This is a genomic window from Streptomyces sp. NBC_01017 (assembly GCF_045162795.1).
Lineage (GTDB): Bacteria > Actinomycetota > Actinomycetes > Streptomycetales > Streptomycetaceae > Streptomyces > Streptomyces machairae.
Genome location: NZ_CP108683.1, coordinates 4,494,131 through 4,520,111, shown reverse-complemented (window position 1 = coordinate 4,520,111; position 25,981 = coordinate 4,494,131). Strand labels below are relative to the sequence as shown.

26 protein-coding genes are annotated in these 25,981 nt (G+C 71.2%); 14 read left to right on the top strand and 12 right to left on the bottom strand.

Annotation, left to right across the window (positions count from 1 at the left end; genetic code table 11):
* A complete protein-coding gene (locus OG331_RS20430) occupies window positions 1-981 on the top strand; it encodes an ABC transporter substrate-binding protein (protein ID WP_406198251.1) in 981 nt (326 codons plus the stop codon).
* A gap of 3 nt (window positions 982-984) precedes the next feature.
* On the opposite strand, the gene OG331_RS20425 is transcribed toward OG331_RS20430, so the two are convergent.
* The 3 genes from OG331_RS20425 to OG331_RS20415 form a co-directional block, all read right to left on the bottom strand.
* The gene (locus tag OG331_RS20425) at window positions 985-1,722 is read right to left on the bottom strand and encodes an isocitrate lyase/phosphoenolpyruvate mutase family protein (RefSeq protein WP_406198249.1); all 738 of its coding nucleotides are present in this window, start codon (window positions 1,720-1,722) and stop codon (window positions 985-987) included.
* 20 nt (window positions 1,723-1,742) lie between these two features.
* A complete protein-coding gene (locus OG331_RS20420) occupies window positions 1,743-2,144 on the bottom strand; it encodes a carboxymuconolactone decarboxylase family protein (RefSeq protein ID WP_406198247.1) in 402 nt (133 codons plus the stop codon).
* Between the two features lie 122 nt (window positions 2,145-2,266).
* A complete protein-coding gene (locus OG331_RS20415; protein WP_406198245.1) occupies window positions 2,267-2,845 on the bottom strand; it encodes a carboxymuconolactone decarboxylase family protein in 579 nt (192 codons plus the stop codon).
* A 47-nt stretch (window positions 2,846-2,892) separates the two neighbouring features.
* Here OG331_RS20415 and OG331_RS20410 point away from each other — a divergent pair, with 47 nt between their 5' ends.
* Window positions 2,893-4,539 (top strand): aminotransferase class I/II-fold pyridoxal phosphate-dependent enzyme, encoded by a 1,647-nt coding sequence (locus OG331_RS20410; RefSeq protein ID WP_406198243.1) that lies wholly within the window; start codon window positions 2,893-2,895, stop codon window positions 4,537-4,539.
* A 257-nt stretch (window positions 4,540-4,796) separates the two neighbouring features.
* Here the strand turns inward: OG331_RS20410 and OG331_RS20405 are convergent, their stop codons facing one another.
* A complete protein-coding gene (locus tag OG331_RS20405) occupies window positions 4,797-5,669 on the bottom strand; it encodes a hypothetical protein (RefSeq protein WP_406210171.1) in 873 nt (290 codons plus the stop codon).
* 168 nt (window positions 5,670-5,837) lie between these two features.
* Between OG331_RS20405 and OG331_RS20400 the strand changes: the two genes are divergently transcribed.
* From OG331_RS20400 to OG331_RS20390, 3 genes are all read left to right on the top strand, one after another.
* The gene (locus OG331_RS20400; RefSeq protein ID WP_406198241.1) at window positions 5,838-6,200 is read left to right on the top strand and encodes a hypothetical protein; all 363 of its coding nucleotides are present in this window, start codon (window positions 5,838-5,840) and stop codon (window positions 6,198-6,200) included.
* 15 nt (window positions 6,201-6,215) lie between these two features.
* Window positions 6,216-7,454 carry a glutathionylspermidine synthase family protein gene (locus tag OG331_RS20395; protein WP_406198239.1) on the top strand — a complete coding sequence of 413 codons (1,239 nt, stop codon included), beginning with the start codon at window positions 6,216-6,218 and terminating at the stop codon, window positions 7,452-7,454.
* A 190-nt stretch (window positions 7,455-7,644) separates the two neighbouring features.
* Window positions 7,645-8,517, top strand: coding sequence for an alpha/beta fold hydrolase (locus OG331_RS20390; RefSeq protein ID WP_406198237.1), 873 nt, complete (start codon window positions 7,645-7,647; stop codon window positions 8,515-8,517).
* 24 nt (window positions 8,518-8,541) lie between these two features.
* Here OG331_RS20390 and rocD read toward each other — a convergent pair whose 3' ends face one another.
* Window positions 8,542-9,729: an ornithine--oxo-acid transaminase gene (rocD, locus tag OG331_RS20385; protein WP_406210168.1), complete on the bottom strand. Its 1,188-nt coding sequence runs from the start codon at window positions 9,727-9,729 to the stop codon at window positions 8,542-8,544.
* 322 nt (window positions 9,730-10,051) lie between these two features.
* Between rocD and OG331_RS20380 the strand changes: the two genes are divergently transcribed.
* The gene (locus OG331_RS20380) at window positions 10,052-11,500 is read left to right on the top strand and encodes a glycine hydroxymethyltransferase (RefSeq protein ID WP_406198235.1); all 1,449 of its coding nucleotides are present in this window, start codon (window positions 10,052-10,054) and stop codon (window positions 11,498-11,500) included.
* A gap of 26 nt (window positions 11,501-11,526) precedes the next feature.
* On the opposite strand, the gene OG331_RS20375 is transcribed toward OG331_RS20380, so the two are convergent.
* The 4 genes from OG331_RS20375 to OG331_RS20360 form a co-directional block, all read right to left on the bottom strand.
* Window positions 11,527-12,141, bottom strand: coding sequence for a hypothetical protein (locus OG331_RS20375; RefSeq protein ID WP_406210165.1), 615 nt, complete (start codon window positions 12,139-12,141; stop codon window positions 11,527-11,529).
* Window positions 12,142-12,396: 255 nt separating this feature from the next.
* Window positions 12,397-13,104 carry a hypothetical protein gene (locus tag OG331_RS20370; RefSeq protein WP_406198233.1) on the bottom strand — a complete coding sequence of 236 codons (708 nt, stop codon included), beginning with the start codon at window positions 13,102-13,104 and terminating at the stop codon, window positions 12,397-12,399.
* A gap of 242 nt (window positions 13,105-13,346) precedes the next feature.
* Window positions 13,347-14,342, bottom strand: a complete 996-nt coding sequence (locus OG331_RS20365) for a hypothetical protein (protein ID WP_406198231.1) — start codon at window positions 14,340-14,342, stop codon at window positions 13,347-13,349.
* On the bottom strand, window positions 14,335-14,895 hold the full coding sequence (locus OG331_RS20360; RefSeq protein WP_406198229.1) for an RNA polymerase sigma factor: 561 nt from the start codon (window positions 14,893-14,895) through the stop codon (window positions 14,335-14,337). Before OG331_RS20360 ends, OG331_RS20365 begins: the two co-directional genes overlap by 8 nt.
* A gap of 142 nt (window positions 14,896-15,037) precedes the next feature.
* On the opposite strand from OG331_RS20360, the gene trpS reads away from it, so the two are divergent.
* Window positions 15,038-16,051: a tryptophan--tRNA ligase gene (gene trpS, locus OG331_RS20355; protein ID WP_406198227.1), complete on the top strand. Its 1,014-nt coding sequence runs from the start codon at window positions 15,038-15,040 to the stop codon at window positions 16,049-16,051.
* 213 nt (window positions 16,052-16,264) lie between these two features.
* Entirely contained in the window at window positions 16,265-16,843 is a 579-nt protein-coding gene (locus OG331_RS20350) for a 2'-5' RNA ligase family protein (protein ID WP_406198225.1), read from the top strand.
* 162 nt (window positions 16,844-17,005) lie between these two features.
* Here OG331_RS20350 and OG331_RS20345 read toward each other — a convergent pair whose 3' ends face one another.
* Window positions 17,006-17,761: a decaprenylphospho-beta-D-erythro-pentofuranosid-2-ulose 2-reductase gene (locus OG331_RS20345; protein ID WP_406198223.1), complete on the bottom strand. Its 756-nt coding sequence runs from the start codon at window positions 17,759-17,761 to the stop codon at window positions 17,006-17,008.
* 84 nt (window positions 17,762-17,845) lie between these two features.
* Window positions 17,846-19,201, bottom strand: a complete 1,356-nt coding sequence (locus tag OG331_RS20340; RefSeq protein ID WP_406198221.1) for an FAD-binding protein — start codon at window positions 19,199-19,201, stop codon at window positions 17,846-17,848.
* Window positions 19,202-19,334: 133 nt separating this feature from the next.
* Between OG331_RS20340 and OG331_RS20335 the strand changes: the two genes are divergently transcribed.
* The 4 genes from OG331_RS20335 to OG331_RS20320 all read left to right on the top strand — a co-directional run bounded on the left by OG331_RS20335 (window position 19,335) and on the right by OG331_RS20320 (window position 22,492).
* Window positions 19,335-19,871 carry a phosphatase PAP2 family protein gene (locus OG331_RS20335; RefSeq protein WP_406198218.1) on the top strand — a complete coding sequence of 179 codons (537 nt, stop codon included), beginning with the start codon at window positions 19,335-19,337 and terminating at the stop codon, window positions 19,869-19,871.
* The gene (locus tag OG331_RS20330) at window positions 19,864-20,856 is read left to right on the top strand and encodes a decaprenyl-phosphate phosphoribosyltransferase (protein WP_406198216.1); all 993 of its coding nucleotides are present in this window, start codon (window positions 19,864-19,866) and stop codon (window positions 20,854-20,856) included. Before OG331_RS20335 ends, OG331_RS20330 begins: the two co-directional genes overlap by 8 nt.
* A 224-nt stretch (window positions 20,857-21,080) precedes the next feature.
* Window positions 21,081-21,506 (top strand): GtrA family protein, encoded by a 426-nt coding sequence (locus OG331_RS20325; protein WP_406210162.1) that lies wholly within the window; start codon window positions 21,081-21,083, stop codon window positions 21,504-21,506.
* A complete protein-coding gene (locus tag OG331_RS20320; protein ID WP_406198214.1) occupies window positions 21,494-22,492 on the top strand; it encodes a YihY/virulence factor BrkB family protein in 999 nt (332 codons plus the stop codon). The genes OG331_RS20325 and OG331_RS20320 overlap by 13 nt, the downstream gene beginning before the upstream one ends.
* Here OG331_RS20320 and OG331_RS20315 read toward each other — a convergent pair.
* Window positions 22,440-23,726 (bottom strand): D-alanyl-D-alanine carboxypeptidase family protein, encoded by a 1,287-nt coding sequence (locus OG331_RS20315; RefSeq protein ID WP_406198212.1) that lies wholly within the window; start codon window positions 23,724-23,726, stop codon window positions 22,440-22,442. The two genes, OG331_RS20320 and OG331_RS20315, sit on opposite strands and share 53 nt — an antisense overlap.
* Before the next feature lie 91 nt (window positions 23,727-23,817).
* Here OG331_RS20315 and OG331_RS20310 point away from each other — a divergent pair, with 91 nt between their 5' ends.
* Entirely contained in the window at window positions 23,818-24,057 is a 240-nt protein-coding gene (locus OG331_RS20310) for an SCO4848 family membrane protein (RefSeq protein ID WP_062702372.1), read from the top strand.
* A gap of 57 nt (window positions 24,058-24,114) precedes the next feature.
* Window positions 24,115-25,746 (top strand): metallophosphoesterase, encoded by a 1,632-nt coding sequence (locus OG331_RS20305; protein ID WP_406198210.1) that lies wholly within the window; start codon window positions 24,115-24,117, stop codon window positions 25,744-25,746.
* Window positions 25,747-25,981 lie beyond the last annotated feature (235 nt).

The following is a 25,981-nucleotide window of genomic DNA, read 5'->3' as shown; positions in this document are numbered from 1 at the left end:
ATGCGACTTCGTATGCGTAGTACTCGTGCGTCTCGTACGACTGCCGTAGTGGCCGGCGTGTCCTCGCTGGCGCTGCTGACCGGCTGCGGCGCGGCCGACATGACCAAGCAGGCCTCGCCGTTCGCCAACGCGCAGGGCGCCAAGTCCGTGACGCTGTCCGTCCAGTCCTGGGTCGGCGCGCAGGCCAACGTGGCCGTCGTGCAGTACCTGCTGGAGCACGAGCTCGACTACCGCGTCGACACCGTGCAGATCGACGAGGTGCCCGCCTGGGACGCCCTCAGCCAGGGCCGCGTCGACGCGCTCCTGGAGGACTGGGGCCACCCGGAGGAGGAGCAGCGGTACGTCAAGGACAAGAAGACGATCGTGCCCGGCGGCGACCTCGGGGTCACCGGGCACATCGGCTGGTACGTCCCGACGTACTTCGCCAAGCAGCACCCGGACGTCACCGACTGGAAGAACCTCAACAAGTACGCCGACCGGATGCGCACCGCCGAGAGCGGCGGCAAGGGCCAGCTGATGGACGGCTCGCCCTCCTACGTCACCAACGACAAGGCGCTGGTGAAGAACCTCGACCTGGACTACCAGGTCGTGTTCGCCGGCTCGGAGGCCGCGCAGATCACGCAGATCAAGCAGTTCGCCAAGGAGAAGAAGCCCTTCCTGACGTACTGGTACGCGCCGCAGTGGCTGTTCAAGAAGGTCCCGATGACCGAGGTGAAGCTGCCTGCGTACAAGGAGGGCTGCGACGCGGACCCGGAGAAGGTCGCCTGCGCCTATCCGCACACCCCGCTGCAGAAGTACCTCAACGCCGACTTCTCGAAGGAGGGCGGCAAGGCGGCGGCCCTGCTGAAGAAGTTCAAGTGGACGACCGAGGACCAGAACGAGGTCTCCCTGCTGATCGCCGACCAGAAGATGTCGCCCGAGGAGGCGGCGAAGAAGTGGGTGGACAGCCACGAGTCCACATGGAAGCCGTGGCTGTCCTGACGTTCACGTCGTGAGGTCGGCCGCGATGCCGCGCAGCGCCTGGGTGGCGGTGCGGTGGAGTCCCGGCCCGAACGTGACGCGGGTGGCCCCGAGTTCGCCGAGTTCGGCGGGCGAGGGGCCGCCGGTCACCGTGCCGTGCACATTGACCGGCCCCTGGATGCCGGACCGCAGCAGTGGCAGTACGTTCACGGGGGCGCCGATCGGATAGACGCAGTCGGCGCCGGCGGCGACGTACAGGGCGGCGCGCTCGATGGCCTGTTCGGCCGCCCGTTTGGGGTCGGCGTCCTGACGAGCCCGGACGAAGGTGTCGATCCGGGCGTTGACGAAGAGCCGGTCGGCGGCGGCGTGCCGCACCTCGGCGAGCCACTCGGCGTGCCGACGCGGTTCCTTCAGGACCCCGCCCTCGGAGTCCTCCAGGTTGCACCCCACGGCCCCGGTCTCCAACAGCCGTTCCACCAGCTCCTTCGGCGCGATCCCGTATCCGCCCTCGATGTCCGCCGACACCGGCACGTCGACCGCCCGTACGATCCGCGCGACCGCCGCGAACATCTCGTCGGCCGGGGTCTGTCCGTCCTCGTGGCCCAGGGAGGCGGCGACACCCGCGCTCGGCGTGGCGAGTGCAGGGAACCCCGCCTCGACGAAGACGCGGGCGCTGGCGGCGTCCCAGGGGCCGGGCAGGACCAGCGGGTCGCCGGGGGAGCGGCGCCGGTGCAGTGCACGTAAGGCCTCGATCCTGCTCACGGTTTCCGTCCGTCGTTCGGTCACGTCGGGTATCCCCCTGGTGGCATGCGGCGGGCGACCATCACCCGGTTCCAGTTGTTGATGGCGGCGATCAGCCCGATGAGATGGGCGAGTTCGGAGTCGTCGAAGTGCGCGGCGGCCCGCTCGTACACATCGTCCGGCACGAAGCCGTCCGTGAGGACCGTGACGGCCTCGGTCAGCGCGAGTGCGGCTCGTTCCCGCTCGTCGTAGACGTCCTCGGCCTCCTCCCAGGCGGCCAGCAGATCGAGCTGCCGCTCACTCACGCCGTGCTTGCGGGCGATGGTGAGATGCATGTCCAGGCAGAAGGCGCAGTGGTTGAGCTGCGAGGCCCGGATCACGACGAGCTCGGCGAGAGCGGGATCGCCGAGCCCCTTCTTCGCGGTGGCGCTGAGGGCGGACATGGCCTGCCCGACCGCTTGGTCGAGACGCCGGGTCCGGACCGTTCGGACCGGTTGGGCCACTTGGACCGGTTGGATCGGTTGGACCGGTTGGATCGGTGGGGCCGGTTGGGCCGTTTGGGCGGTCACTTGTGCCCGACCGAGCCCGCGGCCGCGTGCTGGGCGGGCTGGTGGTGCCCGGGGGCCATGCGGAAGGTCACGCCGAACCGGTTCCACGCGTTGATCACCGCGATCGCCGAGATCAACTGAGCCAGCTCGGCCTCCTCGAAGTGCTTGGCGGCCCGCTCGTACACCTCGTCGGGCACGAAGCCGTCCGTGAGGACGGTCACCGCCTCGGTCAGCTCCAGGGCGGCGATCTCCTTCTCGGTGTAGAAGTGCCGCGACTCGTCCCAGGCGCTGAGCTGGACGACCCGCTCGACGCTCTCACCCGCCGCGAACGCGTCCTTGCTGTGCATGTCGACGCAGAACGCGCAGTGGTTGATCTGCGACGCGCGGATCTTCACCAGCTCGTACAGCCTGTGGTCCAGGCCCTGCTTGGCGGCGGTGTCGAGCCGGATCATCGCCTTGTAGACGTCGGGGGCGAGCTGGGCCCAGTGCAGGCGAGCGGGGCGTTCGGGGGCGTACTCGATCGTCGAGGGCGAGGGCGAGGTATTGGGCGAGGGCGAGGTATTGGGCGAGGTCGAGGTCGTGTCCGTCGTCGTCATGATCTCGACCCTAGGAGCGAAGCAGCCCAGGAGTATGGTCCACTTCCATGCCGAAACCTTGGGCCACTCTGGGCGTCGACCTCCACCTGGAACCGGCGGGTGGGGGCCTGCGACGGGGCCTGACAGACGCCCTGCGCGAAGCCGTCCGCACCGGCCGCCTCGCCCCGGGAACTCGTCTGCCCTCCTCCCGCTCCCTCGCCGCCGACCTGGGCATCGCCCGCAACACGGTCGCCGAGGCCTACGCCGAACTGGTGGCCGAGGGCTGGCTCACCGCCCGCCAGGGGTCGGGCACGAGGGTGGCCGACCGGGAGGTGATCCCGCCGACGGGAGGGGTGACGGGAGGGGTGACGGCATCGGGCGCAGGGTCCGCTTCCGGCGCAAGGTCCGCACCCGGGGCCGCCTCCGGCCCCGGCCCCATGCCCGCCTCCGGCCCCATGCCCGCCTCCGGCCCCATGCCCGCCTCCGGCCCCATGCCCGCCTCCGGCCCCATGCCCGCCTCCGGCCCCATGCCCGCCTCCGGCCCCATGTCCGCCCCCGGTGCCGGCACCGCACCCCGCGCGATCGCCCCACCTCACACCCCCGCCCGATCCGTCACGGCTCCCCGTCCGGAACGCCCCCGCCCCGGCTACGACCTCGTCCCCGGCACCCCCGACCTCTCCGCCTTCCCTCGCACGGAGTGGCTCAAGGCGGCCCGCCGTGCATTCCTCGCCGCCCCGAACCACGCCCTCGGCTACAGCGACCCGCGCGGCCGCGTCGAGTTGCGCACCGCCCTCGCCGGCTACCTCTCCCGAGCCCGTGGCGTCCGCGCCGACCCCGACCACATCGTCGTGTGCGCGGGTTTCGCTCACGGCCTGCATCTGCTCGCCACCGTGCTGCGGGCGCGCGGGCTGAAGACGGTCGCGGTGGAGTCGTACGGCTTGCCACCCCACTGGAGGCAGCTGTCGAGAGCGGGCCTGTCCACCACCCCGCTGCCCTTCGATGAACTGGGCACGAATCCGGGGCAGTTGAGCGACGAGGGTGCGGTCCTCCTCACCCCCGCCCACCAGTTCCCGATGGGCGTGCCCCTGCACCGCGACCGCCGGGCGACGGTGGTCGACTGGGCGCGCCGCACCGGCGGAGTGGTCCTGGAGGACGACTACGACGGCGAGTTCCGCTACGACCGCCAGCCCGTCGGCGCACTCCAGGGCCTCGACCCCGACCGCGTCGTCTACCTCGGCACGGCCAGCAAGTCCCTCGCCCCCGGCCTGCGCCTGGGCTGGATGGTGGTGCCGCCGACCCTGCTGGAGGAGGTGACGGAGGCGAAGGGCGGCGTGGACACCTGCGGCGCCCCGGACCAGCTGACCCTGGCTGAGTTCCTCACCTCCGGCGCCTACGACCGCCACGTCCGCGCCGCCCGCCTGCGCTACCGCCGCCGCAGAGACGCCCTGGTCCGCACCATCGCCACCCACGCCCCCCATCTCCAGGTCACCGGCATCGCCGCCGGCCTCCACGCCGTCCTCCGCCTCCCACCCGGCACGGAACAGTCCGTCACCCAGGCGGCAACCTGGCAGGGCCTGGCCCTCCACGGCCTGACCGCCTACCGCCACGAGTCGGCGACGGTGCCCCCGCTGGACGCCCTGGTCGTGGGGTACGGGACACCGCCGGACCATGCGTGGGCGGGGGCGTTGGAGGCGTTGGGGAGGGTGTTGCCGTGAGGGGGGAGGGTTTGCGGGGCATGGGATGCGGAGTGTGCGGCGCGGGACGCGGGACGCGGGACGCGGGACGCGGGACGCGGGACGCGGGACGTGGGGCGTGGGATGCGGAGTGTGGGGCGTGGGATGCGGAGTGTGGGGCGCGGGACGCGCGGCGTGGGACGTGGGGCGCGGGACGCGCGGCGTGGGGTGCGGGCGCCGGTCCAGGCATTCAGCTCGTCCGGCGTTTGAGGACGAGGCTCGTTCAGGGGGCTGACAGCTCAGTCGGCCACCCGAGCCCGCCCCTCCCCGTCCTCGTCCCCTACCCCGCCGGAGGCAACCGGAGCCTCCCCGAACCGCGCCAACACCAACGCCCCCACCACCGACACCACAAACCCCAGCACCGCCAGCCAGGCCAACCCCTCGCGTGTCCGGTCCCCCAACCACACCACCCCCACCAGCGCCGGCCCCACCGTCTCCCCGATCACCATGGCCGCCGTCGCAGTCGTCACAGACCCCCGCTGCAACGCCGACGTCAAGGCCAGAAACGCAGCCCCACCCCCCAGCAACAGCGCATACGTCGCCGGATTGGCCAAAAGCTCCGGCACCGCCACCGAGTCGATCAACCGCACCGCCACCTCCACCACCCCGAACCCGAACCCCGCGGCCAACCCCAGCACCAACCCCCGCCCCCGCTCCGGCAACCGCCCGCCCGCCAGGCCGACCCCCAGCACCCCCAGAGCAACGCCGAGCATCGCGAACCTGAGCGCGTCCGATCCCTCCCGGTCCCCTTCCGCCCCCGAAGCGAGCCCCAGCATCGCGAGCCCTGCACACACCACGCCCACCGCGGCCCACTCGCTGCGCCGCAACCGCACCCGCAGCAACCGCGCCGCGACGACCGCCGTCACCGCGAGACTGGACGCCAACGCCGCCCCGACGGCGTAGATGGGAAGCGACCGCAGGGCGACGACCTGCAACACGAACCCCAGCCCGTCCAGGGCCAGCCCGGCCAGATACCGCCACTGCCGAAGCGCCCTCAGCAGCACCCCTGCCTCGCCGCCCCGGCCGCCCTGGGCACTCGCCGTCCGCGCGGCCATCGCCTGAAGGACGGTGGCCGTACCGAAACAGACCGCCGCACCCAGCGCACACAACATCCCAAACAGCACAAAGCGACTCTAGGTGAGCGGCGGAAGGGCAGCCCCCCGACAGCCCCACTCGAAACGATCTCTAGGCTGTCCGCCGGACGAGCAAGAACCGGATCATCGGATTCATCGGGTCCGTCGGATTGATCGGGAACAACGGGAACCTCGGGGGAGACCCACATGGCGGAAACGCGACGCAGGCTGCGCTCCAGCACAGTCGTACTCGGCGGCATGGGAGTCATTGCCGCGGCCCTCACCTCATGCAGCTCGGACCCGGACCGCCGCTGCGTCGACCGCGACAGCTACACCTACGAGGGCTACAAGGTCGTCGCGGACAAGAACTGCACGTCCGGCACGGGTTCGAGCACCTCGTACGGCAAGAGCGGCAAGGGCGGCAAGACGAAGACCGGCGGCGCGGACGCCGCCTGGTACTACGACGCCGACGCCTCCGGGGGCCGCGCCGACTACGGCACCTTCAGCCGCAGCGAGGCCGTCGACCGCGGCGGCTTCGGCTGCTCGGGCTCGGGCAGCAGCGGCGGCTGAGCGGGACCGTAGAAGATGGAGCGCCGCACGACGACCCCCCGCCCCGGCTGGCAGCAGACCGTCGAGGAGCAGGGGCTCATCTATCCCCTCACCCGCCACCCCGACAACTCCCTGCGCCCGTACTGGGACGAGAGCGCCTACTACGTCTTCTCCCTGGAGGAGGTCGAGGCGCTTGAGGAGGTCGTCGAGGAACTCCACCGCATGTGCCTGACGGCGGCCGAGCACATCGTCGCCGAGAACCGCTTCGCCGACCTCGGCATCACCGATCCGCGCATCGTGCACGCGGTCACCGAAGCCTGGCACCGCCGCGCCGAACTCCCTTCCGTCTACGGCCGCTTCGACCTCCGCTACGACGGCACCGGCCCGGCGAAACTCCTGGAGTACAACGCCGACACCCCCACATCCCTCGTCGAGGCCGCCTCGCCCCAGTGGTTCTGGATGGAGGAACGCTTCCCCGGCGCCGACCAGTGGAACTCCCTCCACGAACGCCTCATCGCCGCCTGGAAGAAGCAGTCAGCCCTGCTCCCGCCCGGCAGCCCCCTGTACTTCGCGTACTCCTCCGCCGACGAACTCGGCGAGGACATGATGACCGTCGCCTATCTGAAGGAGACGGCGGAGCAGGCGGGGCTGGACACCGGCTGGATCTCCATGGAGGAGATCGGCTGGGACCGCCTCTCCGGCCGTTTCGTCGACACCCGACTGCGCTTCATCCGCAGCTGCTTCAAGCTGTACCCCTGGGAGTGGCTCACCACCGACCGCTTCGCCGACCACGTCCTCGGCACCCTCGACAACGGCGGCGGCACCGGCTCGACACTGTGGATCGAGCCCGCCTGGAAGATGCTCCTCAGCAACAAGGCCCTCCTCGCCATCCTCTGGGAGCTCTACCCGGACCACCCGAACCTGCTTGCCGCCCATCTCGACGGGCCACGGGAACTGGCGACGACGACGGGCTACGTCGCCAAGCCCCTGCTGGGCCGGGAGGGCGCCGGGGTGACCGTGCACGAGCCGATGCCCTCGAACACCACCGGCGCCGACCCCGCCGACCCCGCCGACCCCGCAGTCTCCGCCGCCCCCGTCGCCCGTGAAGAGCGCTGCTGCTACCAGCAGTTGGCCCCGCTCCCCGCCTTCGACGGCAATCACGTCGTCCTCGGCGCGTGGGTCGTCGAGGACGAGTCGGCGGGCCTGGGCATCCGCGAGTCGTCCGGCCTGATCACGGACGAGTACGCACGCTTCCTCCCGCACGTGATCCTCTGACCGCACGTGGTCCTTGATCGCACGTGGTCCTTGACCGCGCATGGTCCTCTGACCGCACGTGATCCTCTGAAGGCGCGGGCCGGCGGAGCCATCCGTTGCTGCCGCCCGGCGGGGCTCCCCCAGAGGCGATGGCGGCGATGCGATACGATCCGTATCGTCTCGTGCATCCGGAGGCAGCGAAGGGAGCCCCATGGACCACGTCATCGACGTAACACCCGGCATCCGCCTCTGGGCAGAAGACCGCGGCGCCTCCGACGCGCCCCCGCTCCTGCTGATCATGGGCGCACAGGCCTCCGGTCTCGGCTGGCCGGACGACCTGGTCGACCTCCTCGCCGCGCAGCACCGCGTCATCCGCTACGACCACCGCGACACCGGCCGCTCCACCTGGGCATACGACAGCCACCCCTACCCCCTCACGACCCTCGCCGACGACGCCCTCGCGGTCCTGGACGGACTAGGCGTCGCTCGTGCCCATGTCGTCGGCATGTCACTGGGCGGCATGCTCACCCAGCTCCTGATCGCCGATCACCCCGATCGCCTGCTGAGCGCGACCCTGATCGGCACGGGGGCCCTCAGTGACGCCCCGTACCTCCACCCGGACGGCACCCGCACCCCGCCGGAAGAACTCCCCGGCGTCGACCCCCGCATCATCGAACTGTGGTCCCAGCCGTCGACGGACCAGGGTCAGGAAGCCGAGCTGGACCGGCGGGTCGAACACTGGCGAGCCCTGTCCGGCGACCAACTCCCCTTCGACGCCGACTACTTCCGCACTCAGGAACGCAAGATCATCGCCCACACCGGCCACCACAGGCCCGGCGACGCCCACGCCCGCGCCGACACCACCGGCATGCTCCGCACCGAGCAGCTCGCCCGGACCGCGGTCCCCACCCTCGTCATCTCAGCCCCTGCCGAACCCGTCTACCCCCTCCCGCACGCCCACCACCTGGCCCAGACGATCCACGGTGCCAATCTCGTGGAACTCCCCGGCATGGCCCACGCCCTCCCGCCCGAGATCCACACGCCCCTCGCGGACGCGATCCTCGATCACACCGCACACAGCTGAAACCGGACGGCCGGCGGCGCCGGTTCACATCCCGAGCACACCCCGCAACTGGGCGAGCCCCCAGTCCAGATCCTCCTTCCCGATCACCAGCGGCGGTGCGATGCGGATCGTCGCTCCATGGGTGTCCTTCACCAGCACACCCCGGTCCATCAGCTGCTCCGACACCTCCCGCCCCGTGCCGTACATCCGGGCGATGTCGACCCCCGCCCACAGGCCGCGCCCCCGCACCGCGGTCACCCGCCCCGTCCCGGCCAGCAGGCCCAGCTCCCGGTGCAGATGCGCGCCGAGCTGCGCCGCCCGCTCCTGGAACTCGCCCGTCCGCAGCATCGCGATCACCTCCAGCGCCACCGCACAGGCCAGCGGATTCCCGCCGAACGTCGACCCGTGCTCCCCGGGCCGGAACACCCCGAGCACAGCGGCCGACGACACCACCGCCGACACCGGCACGACCCCGCCCCCGAGGGCCTTCCCGAGCACATACACATCCGGCACCACCCCCTCGTGCTCGCACGCGAACGTCCGTCCCGTGCGCCCCAGCCCCGACTGGATCTCGTCCGCCATGAACAGCACGTTCCGCTCCCGCGTCAGCTCCCGCACCGCCGGCAGATAACCGGCCGGCGGAACGAGCACCCCCGCCTCGCCCTGGATCGGCTCCAGCAGCACCGCCACCGTGTTCTCCGTCAACGCCTCCCGCATCGCCGTCAGATCCCCGTACGGCACGATCTCGAAGCCCGGCGTGTACGGCCCGAAGTCCGCCCGCGCCTCCGGGTCGGTGGAGAAGCTGATGATCGTCGTCGTACGGCCGTGGAAGTTGTTGCCCGCGACGACGACCTTCGCCATCTCCGCCGGCACCCCCTTGACCCGGTAGCCCCACTTCCGGGCGGTCTTCACCGCCGTCTCCACCGCCTCCGCCCCGGTGTTCATCGGCAGCACCATCTCCATCCCGCACAGCTCGGCGAGCTGCTCGCAGAACGCCGCGAACCGGTCGTGATGAAACGCCCGCGACGTCAGCGTCACCCGCTCCAGCTGCGCCTTCGCCGCGTCCACGATCCGCCGGTTGCCGTGGCCGAAGTTGAGCGCCGAATACCCGGCCAGCAGATCCAGATACCGCCGCCCCTCCACATCCGTCATCCATGCCCCGTCCGCCGTCGCCACGACGACCGGCAGTGGGTGGTAGTTGTGGGCGCTGTGCGCGTCGACCGCGGCGATCATGGATTCGGTGGTGCTCGACGTACTCACGGGGCTCTCCGTTCCGCCACCACGAGGGCTCGCGCTCCGCCAGTCACGAGGCTCGTGGTCACTGTCCATTTCTGGCCGTTCGAGTGCTTTGCGGCCCCTTCCTATCGTTGCTCGCATGGCGGACGCGGGACCATGCCGCGTCGGCGCGCCCGGTAGTCTGATCGACGGGCCGTGACTGGCGCGCTGGGATGGGACCGACCATCGGGGAGCGGCCCACTGGACCTCGTCGTCCAGCACCGAGTGCCGTGCGCCTGGGCCGAACCGTGAACGCTGCACACGACGTCCGGAGGTCCCCATGCCAGCCGAGCCCCTCTCCAACGAGTCCACCGCCTTCCGTTCCGCCCTCGACGTGATCCGCGCCGTCGAGCCGCGCGTGGCCGACGCCATCGGCCAGGAGGTCGCCGACCAGCGCGAGATGCTCAAACTGATCGCCTCCGAGAACTACGCCTCCCCGGCCACCCTCCTGGCGATGGGCAACTGGTTCAGCGACAAGTACGCCGAGGGCACCGTCGGCCGCCGCTTCTACGCGGGCTGTCGCAACGTCGACACCGTCGAGTCCCTCGCCGCCGAGCACGCCCGCGAGCTCTTCGGCGCCCGCCACGCCTACGTCCAGCCCCACTCCGGCATCGACGCCAACCTCGTCGCCTTCTGGGCCGTCCTCGCCGCCCGCGTCGAGGCCCCCGCCCTGGAGAAGGCCGGCGTCCGCCAGGTCAACGACCTCACCGAGGCCGACTGGGCCGAGCTCCGCCAGGCCTTCGGCAACCAGCGCATGCTCGGCATGTCCCTGGACGCCGGCGGCCACCTCACCCACGGCTTCCGCCCGAACATCTCCGGCAAGATGTTCAACCAGCGCTCCTACGGCACCGACCCCACCACGGGCCTGATCGACTACGAGGCGCTGCGTGCCTCCGCCCGCGACTTCAAGCCGCTGATCATCGTCGCCGGCTACTCCGCCTACCCCCGTCTCGTGAACTTCCGGATCATGCGTGAGATCGCCGACGAGGTCGGTGCCACGCTCATGGTCGACATGGCCCACTTCGCGGGTCTCGTCGCCGGCAAGGTCCTCACCGGCGACTTCGACCCGGTCCCGCATGCCCAGATCGTCACCACGACCACCCACAAGTCGCTGCGCGGCCCGCGCGGCGGCATGGTCCTGTGCGACGACTCCCTCAAGGACCAGGTCGACCGCGGCTGCCCGATGGTCCTCGGCGGCCCGCTCCCGCACGTCATGGCCGCCAAGGCCGTCGCCCTGGCCGAGGCCCGCCAGGAGTCCTTCCGCGACTACGCCCAGCGCATTGTCGACAACTCCCGGGCGCTGGCCGAAGGCCTGATGCGCCGCGGCGCGACCCTCGTGACCGGCGGCACCGACAACCACCTCAACCTGATCGACGTCGCCTCCTCCTACGGCCTCACCGGCCGCCAGGCCGAGTCCGCGCTCCTCGAGTCCGGCATCGTCACCAACCGCAACGCCATCCCGGCCGACCCCAACGGCGCCTGGTACACCTCCGGCATCCGCATCGGCACCCCCGCCCTGACCACGCGTGGCCTGGGCACCGCGGAGATGGACGAGGTCGCCGCCCTCATCGACCGTGTCCTGACCACCACCGAGCCGGGCACCACCAGCAAGGGCGCCCCCTCCAAGGCTCAGCACATCCTGGACCCGAAGGTCGCCGACGAGATCTCCCACCGCGCGACCGCCCTCGTGGCGGGCTTCCCGCTGTACCCGGAGGTCGACCTGGGCTGACGCCTCCGGGCCTCGTCCTGGCGCTCTCAGAGATCCAGGTCGATCAACTCATGGCGTGGTTCCTCCCGCGGCGGTCCGGCTCCCGGCCGGGCCGCCGCGCGGCGTATCAGCAGCGTGCCGCCCACTCCGGTCGCGAACCCGACAGCCAGCCCTGCCACCGCCCACCCGGCATCACCCAGCGCCGGGCCGGGCTGCTTCCCGGCACCAGTGGCCTCGACGAGCCGGTCGTCGGTCTCGCCGAGGAGCCCTGCCAGGTCCAGCCGCTCGAAGACGGAGCGTGGCGCCCGGTGCCAGCGGATGTCGTCGTCCTCCACATCGGGAGCGAGATCCGAGCGCACCCAGGGGGTGCCGTCCCCGGCCACGAACAGCTGGTCCTGGCGCTGGACGGCCACGTCTCCTCCCGGCGGCCGATTCGTCCGGGGCCAGCCCCCGATCCCGGTCAGTCCCCAGATCACCGTGATGCGCATCCGCGGATGACGCCCCTCGACCCACTCCTCGGATACCCGCTCCGTCCCGACGTACGTCGGCTGCAGCAACTGCCAGAGGCGGGCGAAGGCCGACTCGCCGGAGCGCATGGTCGTCGTCCGTCCCGTGCCACCCGCGACGACCATCGCCACATCGGGAACGTCCCGCCCCTGCATCGGCGCCGCCGCGCCGGCCGTCACTGTTCCGCGCAGGACCAGCGCAGCCGACAGCGGGACGAGCAGCGCGAGCCGTGCCCTGCCACACCCACCTGGTCTCCACCATCTCCACGCTCTCCGTCCTCCGACGTGTGCCCCCACAGCTCCCCCTCACGTCTCATCAGCCCCATCAGTCCGCACAACGGGCTCGCCGGTCCGTGCCGGGCATGGCCTCCAAGCCCCGCCCCGGTCCGCGGTCCGCTTCTCAGGCCTCCCTCACACGTCGCGCAGCTCCTGCCTGGGCCCCGGCTCACCCTGCAAGCGCGCCAGAGGCAGCCGCGTGGCCAAGGGCCGCAGTACCAGCGCAATCACCGCTCCGGCTGCGGCGCCCGGCAGTGCCCACCACCAGTCGGTGCCGTCACCCGACCCGGTTGACTGGGCCAGGGGCGCCTCGGTCGCGGTGTCCGTGGCGTCGGTCGCAGTGCCGGACGAGTCCTGCGCGCCCACGCCCTCGCCGGGTGCCTTCGACTCCGGAGGGACGGCTGCTTGGCTTCCCCCGGCCGAGGTCTTGCCCGTCAGGCCCAGGTCCTTGAACAGGGTGCGCAGCTGGGCCGGCTGCTCGGCGCGATGCCAGGTGCCGTTTGCCGGCTGGTTGCGGCCCACAGCGGTGTGTATCCAGACGTTCCGCCCGTCGTCCATCTCGTAGACGCGGTCGAGGCGCCACGGCGTCACGTCATGGGCCATCCACGTGACGCTGACCTGGTGGGCCGCCATGAGGTCGGCCTCGGGCGGCTTGTCCCGCGTGCCCCTGCCGACGGGGCCGAGCAGCCGGTCCAGTTCGCCGTACTCCTCGTCCGAGTAGTACAGCGAAGCCGTCTTCTGGCTCTCCGGTGAGGCCAGGAAGACGCTTGTCGACCCTCCGGCCGAGGCGGGCGTCGCACCCCACAGCAGTAGGGCGAGTGTGGCGGCCAATGCCCCGGCCATGGCCGTCAGTTCACGACACCTGCTCCTCCAGTCGCCCCCGCGACCAGGCCGCCGATCTCCCGAGCGGCCGATCTCATGTCCCCACATCCGAACCCCCAAGTCGAGCGATGCCCGTCCGGCCCGTCCCCGAGCCGCATGTCACTTCTGGTACACCGCCCGACCCGTCGGGGTTCCCACCCTCGGCCCACTATTTCCGGACCGGCTTCTTCGGGGTTGGTCCTGCCTAACGGGGCTGTTCCTGCCTAATTCGAGGACACCTCGGCCGGCCCTTCGAGCGACCGCGCGATCTTCACCGCTCGGTCCTTCGACGCCACACCCTCCAGCCGCAGCGTCACGGTCTCGCTCCCGGCCATGTGGGTCCACAGCAGCGTCGGCCCGGCCGTCCGCTCCTCGTGGGCATGGCGCCGGCCGCCCGCGTCCACCAGCCAGAAGGTCAGCAGGTGCGGTCGGGCGAACCACAAGGCCGGGTCGGTCGTGCCGCCGGTCGAGGTGTCGGTGCCCAGGGAGATCCATTCCGGCGGTTCGCGCACCGTCTTGGCGAAGCCGGCGTCCAGGCTCGCCCGCCGCTCGTCCAGCCGTATCGTGCGCCCGTCCTCGCGCCAGCACAGGCTCACCACGACCCGCCCCTGCGGCTCACTCGTCACCGAGGCGGTGTCCGGCATGCCGAGCTCCTCCGGCACCGGCGGTTCGAACCCGGCCCGGCGCTCCGCCTCGGCGAGCGGCACCGAGCGGCCGCAGCCGGGAACCTCGGCGCCGGGTGTGGGGACGGCAGACGGGTCGTACCGCACGTCGACCCCGGCGAAGTCGAACCAGTCGAACACCGCAGCCCGCACCGGGGGCGTGAGCACAAGCACCGCCAGCAGGCCGCACAGGGCCGCCGTCAGCGAACGCCACCGCATCCGCGTCCAGCGCCGCAGTGCCCGCAGCCGTTCTGCGGCGCCCGGTGGCTCGGCCACCGGAACCGGTACCTGCTCGGCGAGTAGCTGCCCCAGCACCCGCTCGACCATCGTCTCGGCGCCGTCCGCCGCGCCCGGCGCGTCCAGTGAACGTCCGAGTGCCCGCAGCTCCGTGGGAAGCCCTTCGGCGGCGTCGCGTCGGCCGCGATCACCGGTGCCCGCGCTGCCGGCTCCCCGACCGCTCCGACCGGCGCCGTCACGCCCGCACGTACGCCGTCCGACACCTTCACCCTTGGGCGCCCCCGGACCGTCGCCGTCGTACGGCCTCTGTCCGTCACCCATGCTCATCACCCCCTTCCCGAGGCTGAAAATCGGGCAGCAAGCGCCCCAGCTTCCGCAGCGCGCGGTTCAGCCGGGATTTCACCGTGCCCCGGGGCCAGCCCAGGGCCTGGGCCGTCTCGGACTCGTCCATTTCCAGGAGGTAGCGGTAGGTCACGACCAGGCGATGCTCCTCGCTCAGCTTCTCCAGGGCGGACTGCAGCGCGGCACGGCGCTCTATCTCCAGGGCGGCCACCGCCGGGTCCGCCGACTCCGCTATCAGGGGCTCCGCCTCCACGAATGCCGCCTCGCGCCCGGCGAGCGAGCGCTGGCGGGCCGCCGTGCGCACTGTGTTCCTCGTCTCATTGGCCACGATCGCGAGCAGCCACGGCTTGAACGCCGAGCCGTCCTTGAACCGTCCCAGCGAGCAGTACGCCTTGACGAAGGCCTGCTGCACCACGTCCTCCGCGTCCGCACCCGCCCCGAGCGCGGCGGCCGCCCTGAGCGCGATGCCCGAATGGGCCCGCACCAGCTGCGCATACGCCTCCGGCTCTCCGGCGCGTACGCGTGCGATCACCGCGGCCTCATCGACGATGCGGCCCCCCTCCCGCGTTCTCACATTCTTGGTACACCGCCCGGACCGGATCGGTTCCCACCCGTGTCGCATCTGTTTCGGTGCCGTTCCGGATCGGCCCCCGACACCTGAGAGAATGGTGAGCATGGCCTCTGATCGACCCCGCGTGCTCTCCGGAATCCAGCCCACCGCAGGCTCGTTCCACCTCGGCAACTACCTCGGCGCCGTCCGCCAGTGGGTGGCCCTGCAGGAGACCCACGACGCGTTCTACATGGTCGTCGACCTGCACGCGATCACGCTCCCGCAGGACCCCGCGGACCTGCGCGCCAATACCCGGCTCGCCGCCGCCCAGCTTCTCGCCGCCGGCCTCGACCCCGAGCGCTGCACGCTCTTCGTCCAGAGCCATGTCCCCGAGCACGCCCAGCTCGCCTGGGTCATGAACTGCCTCACCGGCTTCGGCGAGGCGTCCCGCATGACCCAGTTCAAGGACAAGTCCGCCAAGCAGGGCGCGGACCGGGCGTCGGTCGGCCTGTTCACGTACCCGATCCTGCAGGTCGCGGACATCCTGCTGTACCAGGCCAACGAGGTCCCGGTCGGCGAGGACCAGCGCCAGCACATCGAGCTCACCCGCGACCTCGCCGAGCGCTTCAACGGCCGCTTCGGCCAGACTTTCACCGTCCCGAAGCCGTACATCCTCAAGGAGACGGCGAAGATCTACGACCTTCAGGACCCGTCGATCAAGATGAGCAAGTCGGCCTCCACGCCGAAGGGCCTCATCAACCTCCTCGACGAGCCCAAGGCCACCGCCAAGAAGGTCAAGAGCGCGGTCACCGACACCGACACCGTCATCCGCTACGACGTCGCGAACAAGCCGGGCGTCAGCAACCTGCTCACGATCTACTCGACCCTCACCGGGGCGGGAATCGCGGACCTGGAGCAGAAGTACGACGGCAAGGGCTACGGTGCGCTCAAGACGGACCTCGCCGAGGTCATGGTCGAGTTCGTGACGCCGTTCCGGGAGCGGACCCAGCAGTACCTGGACGACCCGGAGACGCTGGACTCGATCCTGGCCAAGGGCGCGGAGAAAGCGCGTGCCGTCGCCGCGGAGACGCTCTCCCAGGCGTACGACAGGGTGGGCTTCCTGCCTGCCAAGCACTGAGCCCGCGCCACGGCAGACGACCGGAACACGGCCGTACCACCGCACAGCGCTGCACATCACTACGGTTGCGCCTGCCCGCAGCACCGCCGTGGCCGTACAGTCGATAGCCGAGCGACCGCATCGGCGGCCGCTCACGCTCACCAACAGGGCACGAGCTCACAACAGGACGAGCCTCGCGATGCGCGAGCTCACCGACAGACGACAGGAGACGACGTGGGGACCGTAACGATCGGCGTGTCGATCGCGGTCCCGGAGCCTCACGGCAGCCTGCTCCAGGAGCGGCGCGCGGGCTTCGGCGACGCCGCGGCTCACGGCATCCCCACGCACGTCACACTGCTGCCGCCGACAGAGGTCGACGCATCGCTGCTGCCCGCGATCGAGACGCACCTCGTCGAGGTCGCGGCCGCCGGCCGCCCCTTCCCGATGCGGCTGTCCGGGACCGGCACCTTCCGGCCCCTCTCGCCGGTCGTCTTCGTCCAGGTCGTCGAGGGCGCCGCGGCCTGCACCTGGCTGCAGAAGCAGATCCGCCACGCCTCCGGTCCGGTCGCCCGCGAACTGCAGTTCCCGTACCACCCGCATGTCACCGTCGCGCACGGCATCGACGAGGCATCGATGGACCGCGCCTTCGAGGAGCTGGCCGATTACCAGGCCGCATGGTCCTGCAACGGCTTCGCCCTCTACGAGCAGGGCGCCGACGGCGTGTGGCGCAGGCTGAGGGACTTCGCCTTCGGCGGCTCCGTGGTGCCGCCGCAGGCAGGGGCGGTGGAGCGCGGGTCGATCCCGGCGGGGTAGCTCCGCTGGTGGGGTGGGGGCGGTTGGTGGTCGGCTGCGGGTTCGTGGTGGCTGGTTGCGCAGTTCCCCGCGCCCCTGGGGGTTTCGGGGCGCGGTGTTGATGCGGCGCCCCAATCGCGCGCCCCTGCGGCGTTGTGGAGTTGGCGCCCCATGCAGTGGGACCTAGATCGGCAGGCGGCGGAACATCGATCGCGGCATGTGCCGTAGCGCTGACATCACCAGCCTGAGTGCGCCCGGGACCCACACCGTCTCCGAGCGGCGCCGTAGGCCCACTTCGATTGCCGTCGCGACCGCCTCCGGGGTGGTCGCGAGCGGCGTTTCCTCCAGGCCGGCGGTCATCTTGGAACGTACGAATCCGGGGCGGACGATCATGACGTGGACGCCGGTGCCGTGCAGGGCGTCGCCCAGGCCCTGGGTGAAGGTGTCGAGGCCGGCCTTGCTGGAGCCGTAGATGAAGTTGGCGCGCCGGGCCCGCTCGCCGGCGACCGAGGACAGGACGACCAGGGAGCCGTGGCCCTGGTTCTGGAGGGCGCTCGCGCTGACCAGGGTCGCCGACACGGCACCCGTGTAGTTGGTCTGGGCGACCCGCACCGCGCTCAGCGGCTCGCGCTCGTCGTGGGCCTGGTCGCCGAGGATCCCGAAGGCGAGCAGCACCATGTCGATGTCGCCCTCCGCGAAGACCTTGCCGAGCGCCGTCTCGTGGGTCCCGGGGTCGAGCGCGTCGAAGGCCACCGTGTGCACGTCGGCCCCCAGAGCGCGCAGATCGGCCGCGGACTGCTCCAGGGCGGGCGACGGGCGGCCCGCCAGCCAGACCGTGCGGGTACGGCGCGCGATCAGGCGGCGTGCGGTGGCCAGCGCGATCTCGGACGTACCGCCGAGGACGAGCAGGGACTGGGGGAGGCCGAAGGCGTCCTTCACGACAGCTCCTAGGGATCTGAGGTCCGAGGGTGAGCGGTTGATGGTGCGAGAGGTCGGTACGGTGCGAGAGGTCCGTTGCCGGTGCTACAGGCTCAGTCGGCGGGCCAGGTCCGACACGAACACGCCGTGCGGGTCCACCTCCGTGCGCAGCGCGCGGAAGGCGTTCAGGCGGGGGTACATCGCGGCGAGCAACTCGGGCCGCAGCCGGGAGTCCTTGGCGAGGTACACGCGCCCGCCCGCCGCGGCCACCTCCTCGTCCAGCGCGTCGAGGAGAGTGCCGAGGCCGGGCAGGCCGGCCGGGATGTCCAGGGCCAGGGTCCAGCCGGGTGCGGGGAAGGAGAGCCAGCCGGGGTCGGCCTCCCCGAAGCGTTTGAGGACGGCCAGGAAGGACGGGCAGCGGTGCTCGGAGATGCGCCGCACGATCCGGCGCAGCGTCTCCTCCTGGCCGTGTCCGACGACGAACTGGTACTGCACGAAGCCGCCGCGGCCGTAGATCCGGTTCCAGTGCGGGACGCCGTCCAGCGGGTGGAAGAAGGCGGTGAGCCGCTGCAGTTCGCCGGTACGCGCGTGTGGCGCCTTGCGGTACCAGAGCTCGTTGAAGCAGCCCACGGTACGGCGGTTCAGCAGGCCCTCCGGCAGGAACGCGGGCGCGGCCGGCAGACGGGAGGGGCGGAAGGCGAGCGGGTCTCGCCACGCGCGTGTGCCTTCGCGCAGCGCCTCCAGGGGCGCGTGGTCGCCGCGGGTGAGCACCGCGCGCCCCGTCGCCGCGCCGCGTGCCAGCAGGTCGATCCACGCCACCGAGTAGCGGTAGTGGTCGTCGGTGGCGGCCAGGCGTGCCATGAGGTCGTCGAGGTCCCGCGCGCGTTCCGTGTCGACCGACATCAGCGAGGTCTGCACCGGCTGGAGTTGGAGCGTGGCCGTCAGGATCACGCCGGTCAGGCCCATGCCGCCGGTGGTCGCGTCGAACAGGGGCGTGCCGCGCCGGACGGTGCGGATCTCGCCGTCGGCGGTGAGGAGTTCCAGTGACAGGACGTGCCGGGAGAAGGCGCCCGAGACGTGGTGGTTCTTGCCGTGGATGTCGGCCCCGATGGCGCCGCCGACCGTCACATAGCGGGTGCCGGGCGTCACCGGCACGAACCAGCCGAGCGGGAGCAGCACCTCCATCAGCCGGTGCAGGGAGACGCCCGCGTCGCAGGCCACGGTGCCGCCGTCGGCGTCGATCGCGTGGATGCGGTCCAGGCCGGTCATGTCGAACACCGCGCCACCGGCGTTCTGCGCCGCGTCCCCGTACGCCCGCCCGAGGCCCCTCGGGATGCCTCCGCGCGCCCCACAGCCCCGGACGGCGGCCGCCGCCTCCTCGTACGTCCTGGGGCGGATCAGACGGGCTGTCGTGGGGGCGGTGCGGCCCCATCCCGTGACGGAGACGGTGTCGGCAGGCATGTCGGCGACCGTAGCGCCCGCATCTGAGGGATTACTTCTGAAACATCCAGCTTCTCCCCGAAATGGGTGATTAATGGGATGTCGCTCAATATTGCCGTAATTCTGGCCCTGTGGGCGTGAACAGTGAGTCCACATGGACCACCTCGACGACATCGATCAGCGAAGCCTTCGGGGCGCGGACCGCCGAATCCTTTCCGCACTCCATGCCCGTGGTGGCGACCCACGGGTCGCCACCGCCGCTCGTGCCCTCTCCCGGGCGGGCGAGCACGGCGCGCTGTGGCTGGCGGCAGGCGTCGCGGGGGCGGCTGTGGACGGTGCGCGACGTGGCGCATGGTTGCGCGGGACGGCGGTCACCGCGGGTGCGCACCTCGTCAGCATGGGTGTGAAACGGGTGGTGCGCCGCCCGCGTCCGGCGCATGTCGAGCCCCTGGTGCGCACCCTCGGCCGGCACTCCTTCCCCAGCTCCCACGCGGCCTCCGCGGCCGCTGCCGCCGTCGCCTACGGCGCGCTCGGCGCGTACATGATCGTGCCGCTCGCCGCCGCGATGTGCGTGTCGCGCCTGGTCGTCGGGGTGCACTACCCCTCGGACGTGGCGGCAGGCGTGGCGCTCGGGGCGCTCACGGCGCGCGCCGGGGCACGCTGGGTGAGCACGGGGGACGCCCGTGCCTGAGACCGCGCACCTGACAAGCGCCGCGCGCATCAGGCAGGCGGCACTCCACGAGCAGCGCACGCCCCCACGGCGGGCCGTACCGCCACCCCGCAGAGCCGGCCTCCGCGCGCTTCTGAAAGGCCTCCTCAAGACCGCGCGCCCCAAGCAGTGGATCAAGAACATCCTGGTCATCGCCGCTCCGGCCGCCGCCGGTCGGCTCTTCTCGGTCCATGCCCTCACCCAACTCGCGCTCGTCTTCGCCCTCTTCACCGCCAGTGCCGCCGCCGTCTACCTGATCAACGACGCCCGCGACGCCGAGGCGGACCGCGCGCACCCCACCAAGCGCCACCGCCCGGTCGCCGCCGGACAGGTCCCCGTGCCGGTCGCCTACGCCGTCGGCGGCACCCTGGCCGCCCTCGCACCGACCGCCGCGGCCTGGCTGACCTCACCGGCTGTAGCGGCCCTGCTCGCGGCGTACATCGGCATGCAACTGGCGTACTGCGTCAGCCTCAAGCACGTCCTGGTCGTCGACCTCGCCGTCGTCACGACCGGGTTCCTGATGCGGGCGATGATCGGCGGGCTCGCGCTGGGCATTCCGCTGTCGCGCTGGTTCCTGATCACGACCGGGTTCGGGGCGCTGTTCATGGTGTCGGCCAAGCGGTACTCCGAAGCCGTGCAGATGGCCGGGAAAGCGGGCGCCACGCGCGCGTTGCTCACCGAGTACACCACCGGCTATCTGCGCTTCGTCTGGCAGCTGGCGGCCGGCGTCGCCGTGCTTGCCTACTGCCTGTGGGCCCTGGAGGAGGGCGGCGTCCCGCACGCGAGCCTGCTGCCCTGGCGCCAGCTGTCCATGGTCGCCTTCATCCTCGCCATCCTGCGCTACGCCGTCTTCGCCGACCGCGGTACCGCGGGGGAACCCGAGGACGTCGTCCTGCGCGACCGCGCGCTCGCCCTCATCGGCGTGGTGTGGCTGGCCATGTACGGGTTGGCGGTGGCCAATTGGTAGGCACGCGTGTGTGGAGGGGCCGGCGTGAAGAGGTCGGCACGCGTGCGTGGGACGGCGGGGGTGAGGGGGTCGGCACGCCTGTGGCTGAGGGCGGGGGTGACGGGGATGGCCTACGTGTGGGGGATAGCCGGGATGAGGGAGTCGGCACGCGTGTGGGGAAGCCCTGGGGTGAGGCGGGGGGTACGCGTGTGTGGGAGCGCGGGGGCGAGGCGGGCGCCACGCGTGTGTGGGGTGACCGGCGGGAACTCCTCGGCTTCGCCGGCGTCGGCCTCCTCGCCTACACCGTCGACCTCGCCCTCTTCACCTGGCTGCGAGGCCCGGCCGCCCTCGACCCCCTCACCGCCAAGGCCCTCTCCTTCGTGGCCGCCTGCACGGTCGCCTACGTCGGGAACGCCCTCGGCACCTACCGCCACACCCACCCGAGGGGCCTGCGCCCCTACGCCCTCTTCCTCGTGGTGAACGCCGCCGGGGCGGCCGTACAGCTGCTGTGTCTCACCGTGAGCCACTACGGGCTCGGCTTCACCTCCCAGCGCGCGGACACCGTGTCCGGAGCCGGAATCGGGATGGTGCTGGCTACGGTCCTGCGGTTTTGGGGCACACGGACATTGGTCTTCCGGAGGGAGGGCAGATTCGGATCATGGACTGGCTGAAAAAACTCCCCGTCGTCGGGTCCGCGGCGACCTGGCTGATGACCACGCATGCGTGGCGGTCGTACGAGCGCATGGACCGGGTGAAGTGGACACGGCTGGCCGCCGCGATGACGTTCACCAGCTTCGTGGCGCTGTTCCCGCTGCTCACCGTGGCCGCCGCGATCGCCGCCGCGACGCTGAGCACGGAGCAGCAGAACAAGCTTGAGGACAAGATCGCCGATCAGGTGCCCGGCATCTCCGACCAGCTCAACATCGACGCGCTGGTGCAGAACGCCGGCACCGTCGGTCTCATCGCCGGTGCTGCCCTGCTGGTCACCGGCATCGGCTGGGTCACGGCCACGCGCGAGTGCCTGCGCGCGGTGTGGGAGCTCCCCGACGACGAGGAGAACCCCGTCCTGCGCAGGGCCAAGGACGCGGGCGTCCTCCTCGGCTTCGGCGGCGCCGTACTCGTGACGATCGCGGCCTCCACGGTCGCCTCCGCCCTGGTCGGCTGGATCACCCGGCAGCTGGGCATCGACGAGGGCGGCTGGGGCGGGATCCTGCTGCAGACCGCCGCGTTCCTGGTGGCCGTGCTCGCCAACTTCCTGCTCCTGCTGTACGTGCTGACCCTGCTGCCCGGCGTCGAACCGCCGCGCCGCCGGCTGATGGTGGCCGCACTGATCGGCGCGATCGGGTTCGAGCTGCTGAAGCTGCTGCTCAGCGGCTATATGCAGGGCGTGGCGACGAAGAGCATGTACGGCGCGTTCGGTGTGCCTGTCGCCCTGCTGCTGTGGATCAACTTCACCTCGAAGCTGGTGGTGTTCTGCGCCGCCTGGACGGCGACGCAGAGCAAGGAGGTCGAGCTCGCCGACGAGTCCGAAGGCCCCGGCGAGCCCGAGAACAGGGAGCCCGGGAAGGATGAACCCGGGAAGGGTCAGCCCGGGCAGCCCGGGGTCAGGAACGGCCCCGACGCCGCACCAGGTCGGGCAGCGGCCACCGGCGGTTGATCAGGAACGCGCCCGCCGCGAGCAGCACCAGCGCCCCGCCGGTGATCCCGAGCGCGACCCCGACGCCGCTCGAGCCGTCCGCGGCCGAGGCACCCACCGCCGACTTCGAGGACTTCTCGGCGTCCCCGGTGCCGCCGGCCTCCCCGGAGTCGTTCGCACCCGGCTGGGCGGTGGCCTGCGCCGCGCTCTTCGGCGGCACCAGCTCACCCACCGGCTGCACCTTGCCGGCCGCCTGGAAGCCCCAGTCGAAGAGCCTCGCGGTTTCCTTGTAAACCTCGTTGTGCTCGCTCTTCTCCGGGTTCATGACGGTGACGAGCAGCACCTTGCCGTTGCGCTCGGCGACGCCGGTGAAGGTGGAGCCGGCGTTCGTCGTATTGCCGTTCTTGACACCCGCGATGCCCTGGTAGACGGAGATGTCGGAGTCGCCGCTGAGCATCCGGTTGGTGTTCTGGATCTCGAAGGTCTCCCGGACGGACTTGCCCTTCTTGTTCTTCGTCGTCTCGCCCGGGAACTTGGCGCTGACGGTCGAGCAGTACTCCCGGAAGTCCTTCTTCTGCAGCCCCGAGCGGGCGATCAGCGTCAGGTCGTACGCCGACGAGACCTGGCCCGGAGCGTCGTAGCCGTCGGGGGACACCGCGTGCGTGTCGAGGGCTTGCAGCTCCTCGGCGTGCTCGTTCATCTCCTCGACGGTGTTGTCGATTCCGCCGTTCATCTTCGACAGCACATGCACGGCGTCGTTGCCGGAGCGCAGGAAGACCCCGAGCCACAGGTCGTGGACGCTGTACGTCTCACCCTCCTTTATCCCGACCATGCTGGAGCCGGACCCGATGTCCGCCAGGTCGGACGGGACGACCTTGTGCTCCGTGGTCTTCGGGAACTTCGGCAGCACCGTGTCGGCGAACAGCATCTTCATGGTGCTCGCGGGCGCGAGCCGCCAGTGCGGGTTGTGCGCGGCGAGCACATCGCCGGACTCGGCGTCGGCGATGACCCAGGAGCGGGCGGTCAGGTCCTTGGGCAGGACGGGGACGCCGCCCGCGAGGTTCACCTGGGTGCCGGGCTGCCCCAGCCGCTCGCCGCCAACGGTCGACATGTTCGCCGGGGGAGTGGCCGACGGACTCGTACTCGGTGACGGCTTGGGGGCCGCGTAGGAGACGGGCGCGGTCAGCGCGAGGGACGACACGACGGCTGAAGTGACCAGCAGGGCTCGCCCGGTGGTCTTCTTGGGTGCGGACACGAGCGAGAACGTACATGCCGTTCCCATGGAAGTCCCGCTTCTGTCCCCACCCCGCTCGGAGGGCCGGACACGCGACGGCGATACTGAACGCATGAAGCTCAGCCGCCCCGTCTCCTGGTTCCTGCTCGCCTTCGGGGTGTGGAGCTGGGTCATCTGGGTCACTTTCGTCAAAAACCTGATCAAGGACAGCAGCGGGCTCGCGTTCGACGACGGTCACCCGACGGCGTACTTCTGGGTGCATCTGCTGCTCGCCGTCGTCTCCTTCGTATTGGGGACGGTCGTCGGCGTGATCGGGTTGCGTGGAGTGCGCGCACTGCGCCGGACGTCATAGGAACTCGGCCATCGCGCCGGGCGTTCACTCAGCACGCAACGGAAAGGGAACGTCGGCGTGGTCATCGTCTTCGCGCTTGTCGCACTGCTGGTGCTGTCCGTCCTGGTGGTGGGCAACTGGTGGCTGTGGCGCCGTCTGTTCCGCGACACGACCCGCGGCCCCGGGTTCGTGCGCCGCGCGGGCGTGGTGGTCATCGCCGGTGGCTGGGCGCTGACGATCGGGGCCCTCGTTGCCGAGCGCTCGGGCGCGCCCTTCTGGCTCCAGCAGGTCCTGGCCTGGCCGGGCTTCCTGTGGCTGGCGCTGTCGATGTACCTGATGCTGGGCGTCCTGGCGGGTGAGGTCGTACGACCACTGCTGCGACGCCGGCTCGAGCGGCGGGCGCGCGCGGGCGAGCCCGAGCCGAAGCCGGTGCCGGCAGGTATGGCGCCGGTCACGTCACCCGACACGGGACCAGCCGATCGCCAGACCCTCACCCACGCGTCCGGCCCGACGCCGATGCGCACGGCCGCCCCGGACTCGGGGCCCACGGCCATCCCGACCGGGGAGCCTGCGACGGGCTCGACCACGGCGCCCACGACAGTCCCGGCCACGGCACGAACGACAGGTTCGGCCGCGGCGCCTTCGACGAGCGCTGCCGCAGCGACCAAGACCGACGCGGCCCCGGCGCTCACGACCGACCCGTCTCCGACCCTCACCACCAGCACGTCCTCGGCGCCCGTGACGGACCCGATCGCGACATCCGCGAACGGATCGGCCTCGGCGTCTGCGAACGGATCGGCCCCGGCAACCCCGACCGACCCCACCCCGGCCCCCACCCCCACCCCCACCCCCGACCCCACAGCCCCCTCCCGCCCCCTGGCCACCCCCACCCGCCGCCTCTTCGTCTCCAGAGTCCTCGCTGGTGCCGCCGCCGCGGCTGCCGTAGGGACCGTCGGTTACGGCACGTACGGAGTAGTGCGCGGTCCCAAGGTGAAGCGGGTCACCGTCCCGCTGGCCAAGCTTCCGCGCGCGGCGCACGGTTACCGGATCGCCGTCGTCAGCGACATCCATCTGGGCCCGGTCCTGGGCCGCGGTTTCGCGCAGAAGGTCGTCGACACGATCAACGGCACGCAGCCCGACATGATCGCGGTGGTCGGCGACCTGGTGGACGGCAGCGTGAAGGACCTCGGCCCGGCAGCGGCCCCGCTCGCCGGGCTTCGGGCGAGACATGGCGCGTTCTTCGTCACCGGCAACCACGAGTACTTCTCGGGCGCCGAGCAGTGGGTCGAGGAGGTACGCCGCCTGGGCCTGCGCCCCCTGGAGAACGCCCGCACGGAACTGCCCCACTTCGACCTGGCCGGCGTCAACGACGTCGCGGGCGAGAGCGAGGGCCAGGGCCCCGACTTCGCCAAGGCCCTCGGCGACCGGGACACGGCACGCGCGTGCGTGCTCCTCGCCCACCAGCCGATCCAGATCCACGACGCCGTCGACCACGGCGTCGACCTCCAGCTCTCCGGCCACACCCACGGCGGCCAGCTCTGGCCGGGCAATCTCGTCGCGGAGCTGGCGAACCCTACCCTGGCCGGTCTGGACCGGTACGGCGACACCCAGCTGTACGTCAGCCGGGGCGCGGGCGCCTGGGGTCCTCCGACGCGGGTGGGCGCCCCCTCGGACATCACGGTGATCGAGCTGGCGTCCCGTCAGGCCTGACGACGGCTGCCCGGCCCGCACAAGGCCGGTCCAACTCGCCTCACTTGGCCTGTGAATGAACTACGGACCACCTGTGAAACACGGCCGAAACGCCCGTAGGTAAGTTCTTTCCCATGTCACCAGAATCCTCTTCCCCCTGCTGAAACGCGTGTGATTAGGTGTGCGCGCCGCCAAGGGGAGGCGGCGCGATTCACTGCTCATGCGGGGCCCGTTCAGGGCCGGGGAGAGGGCACAC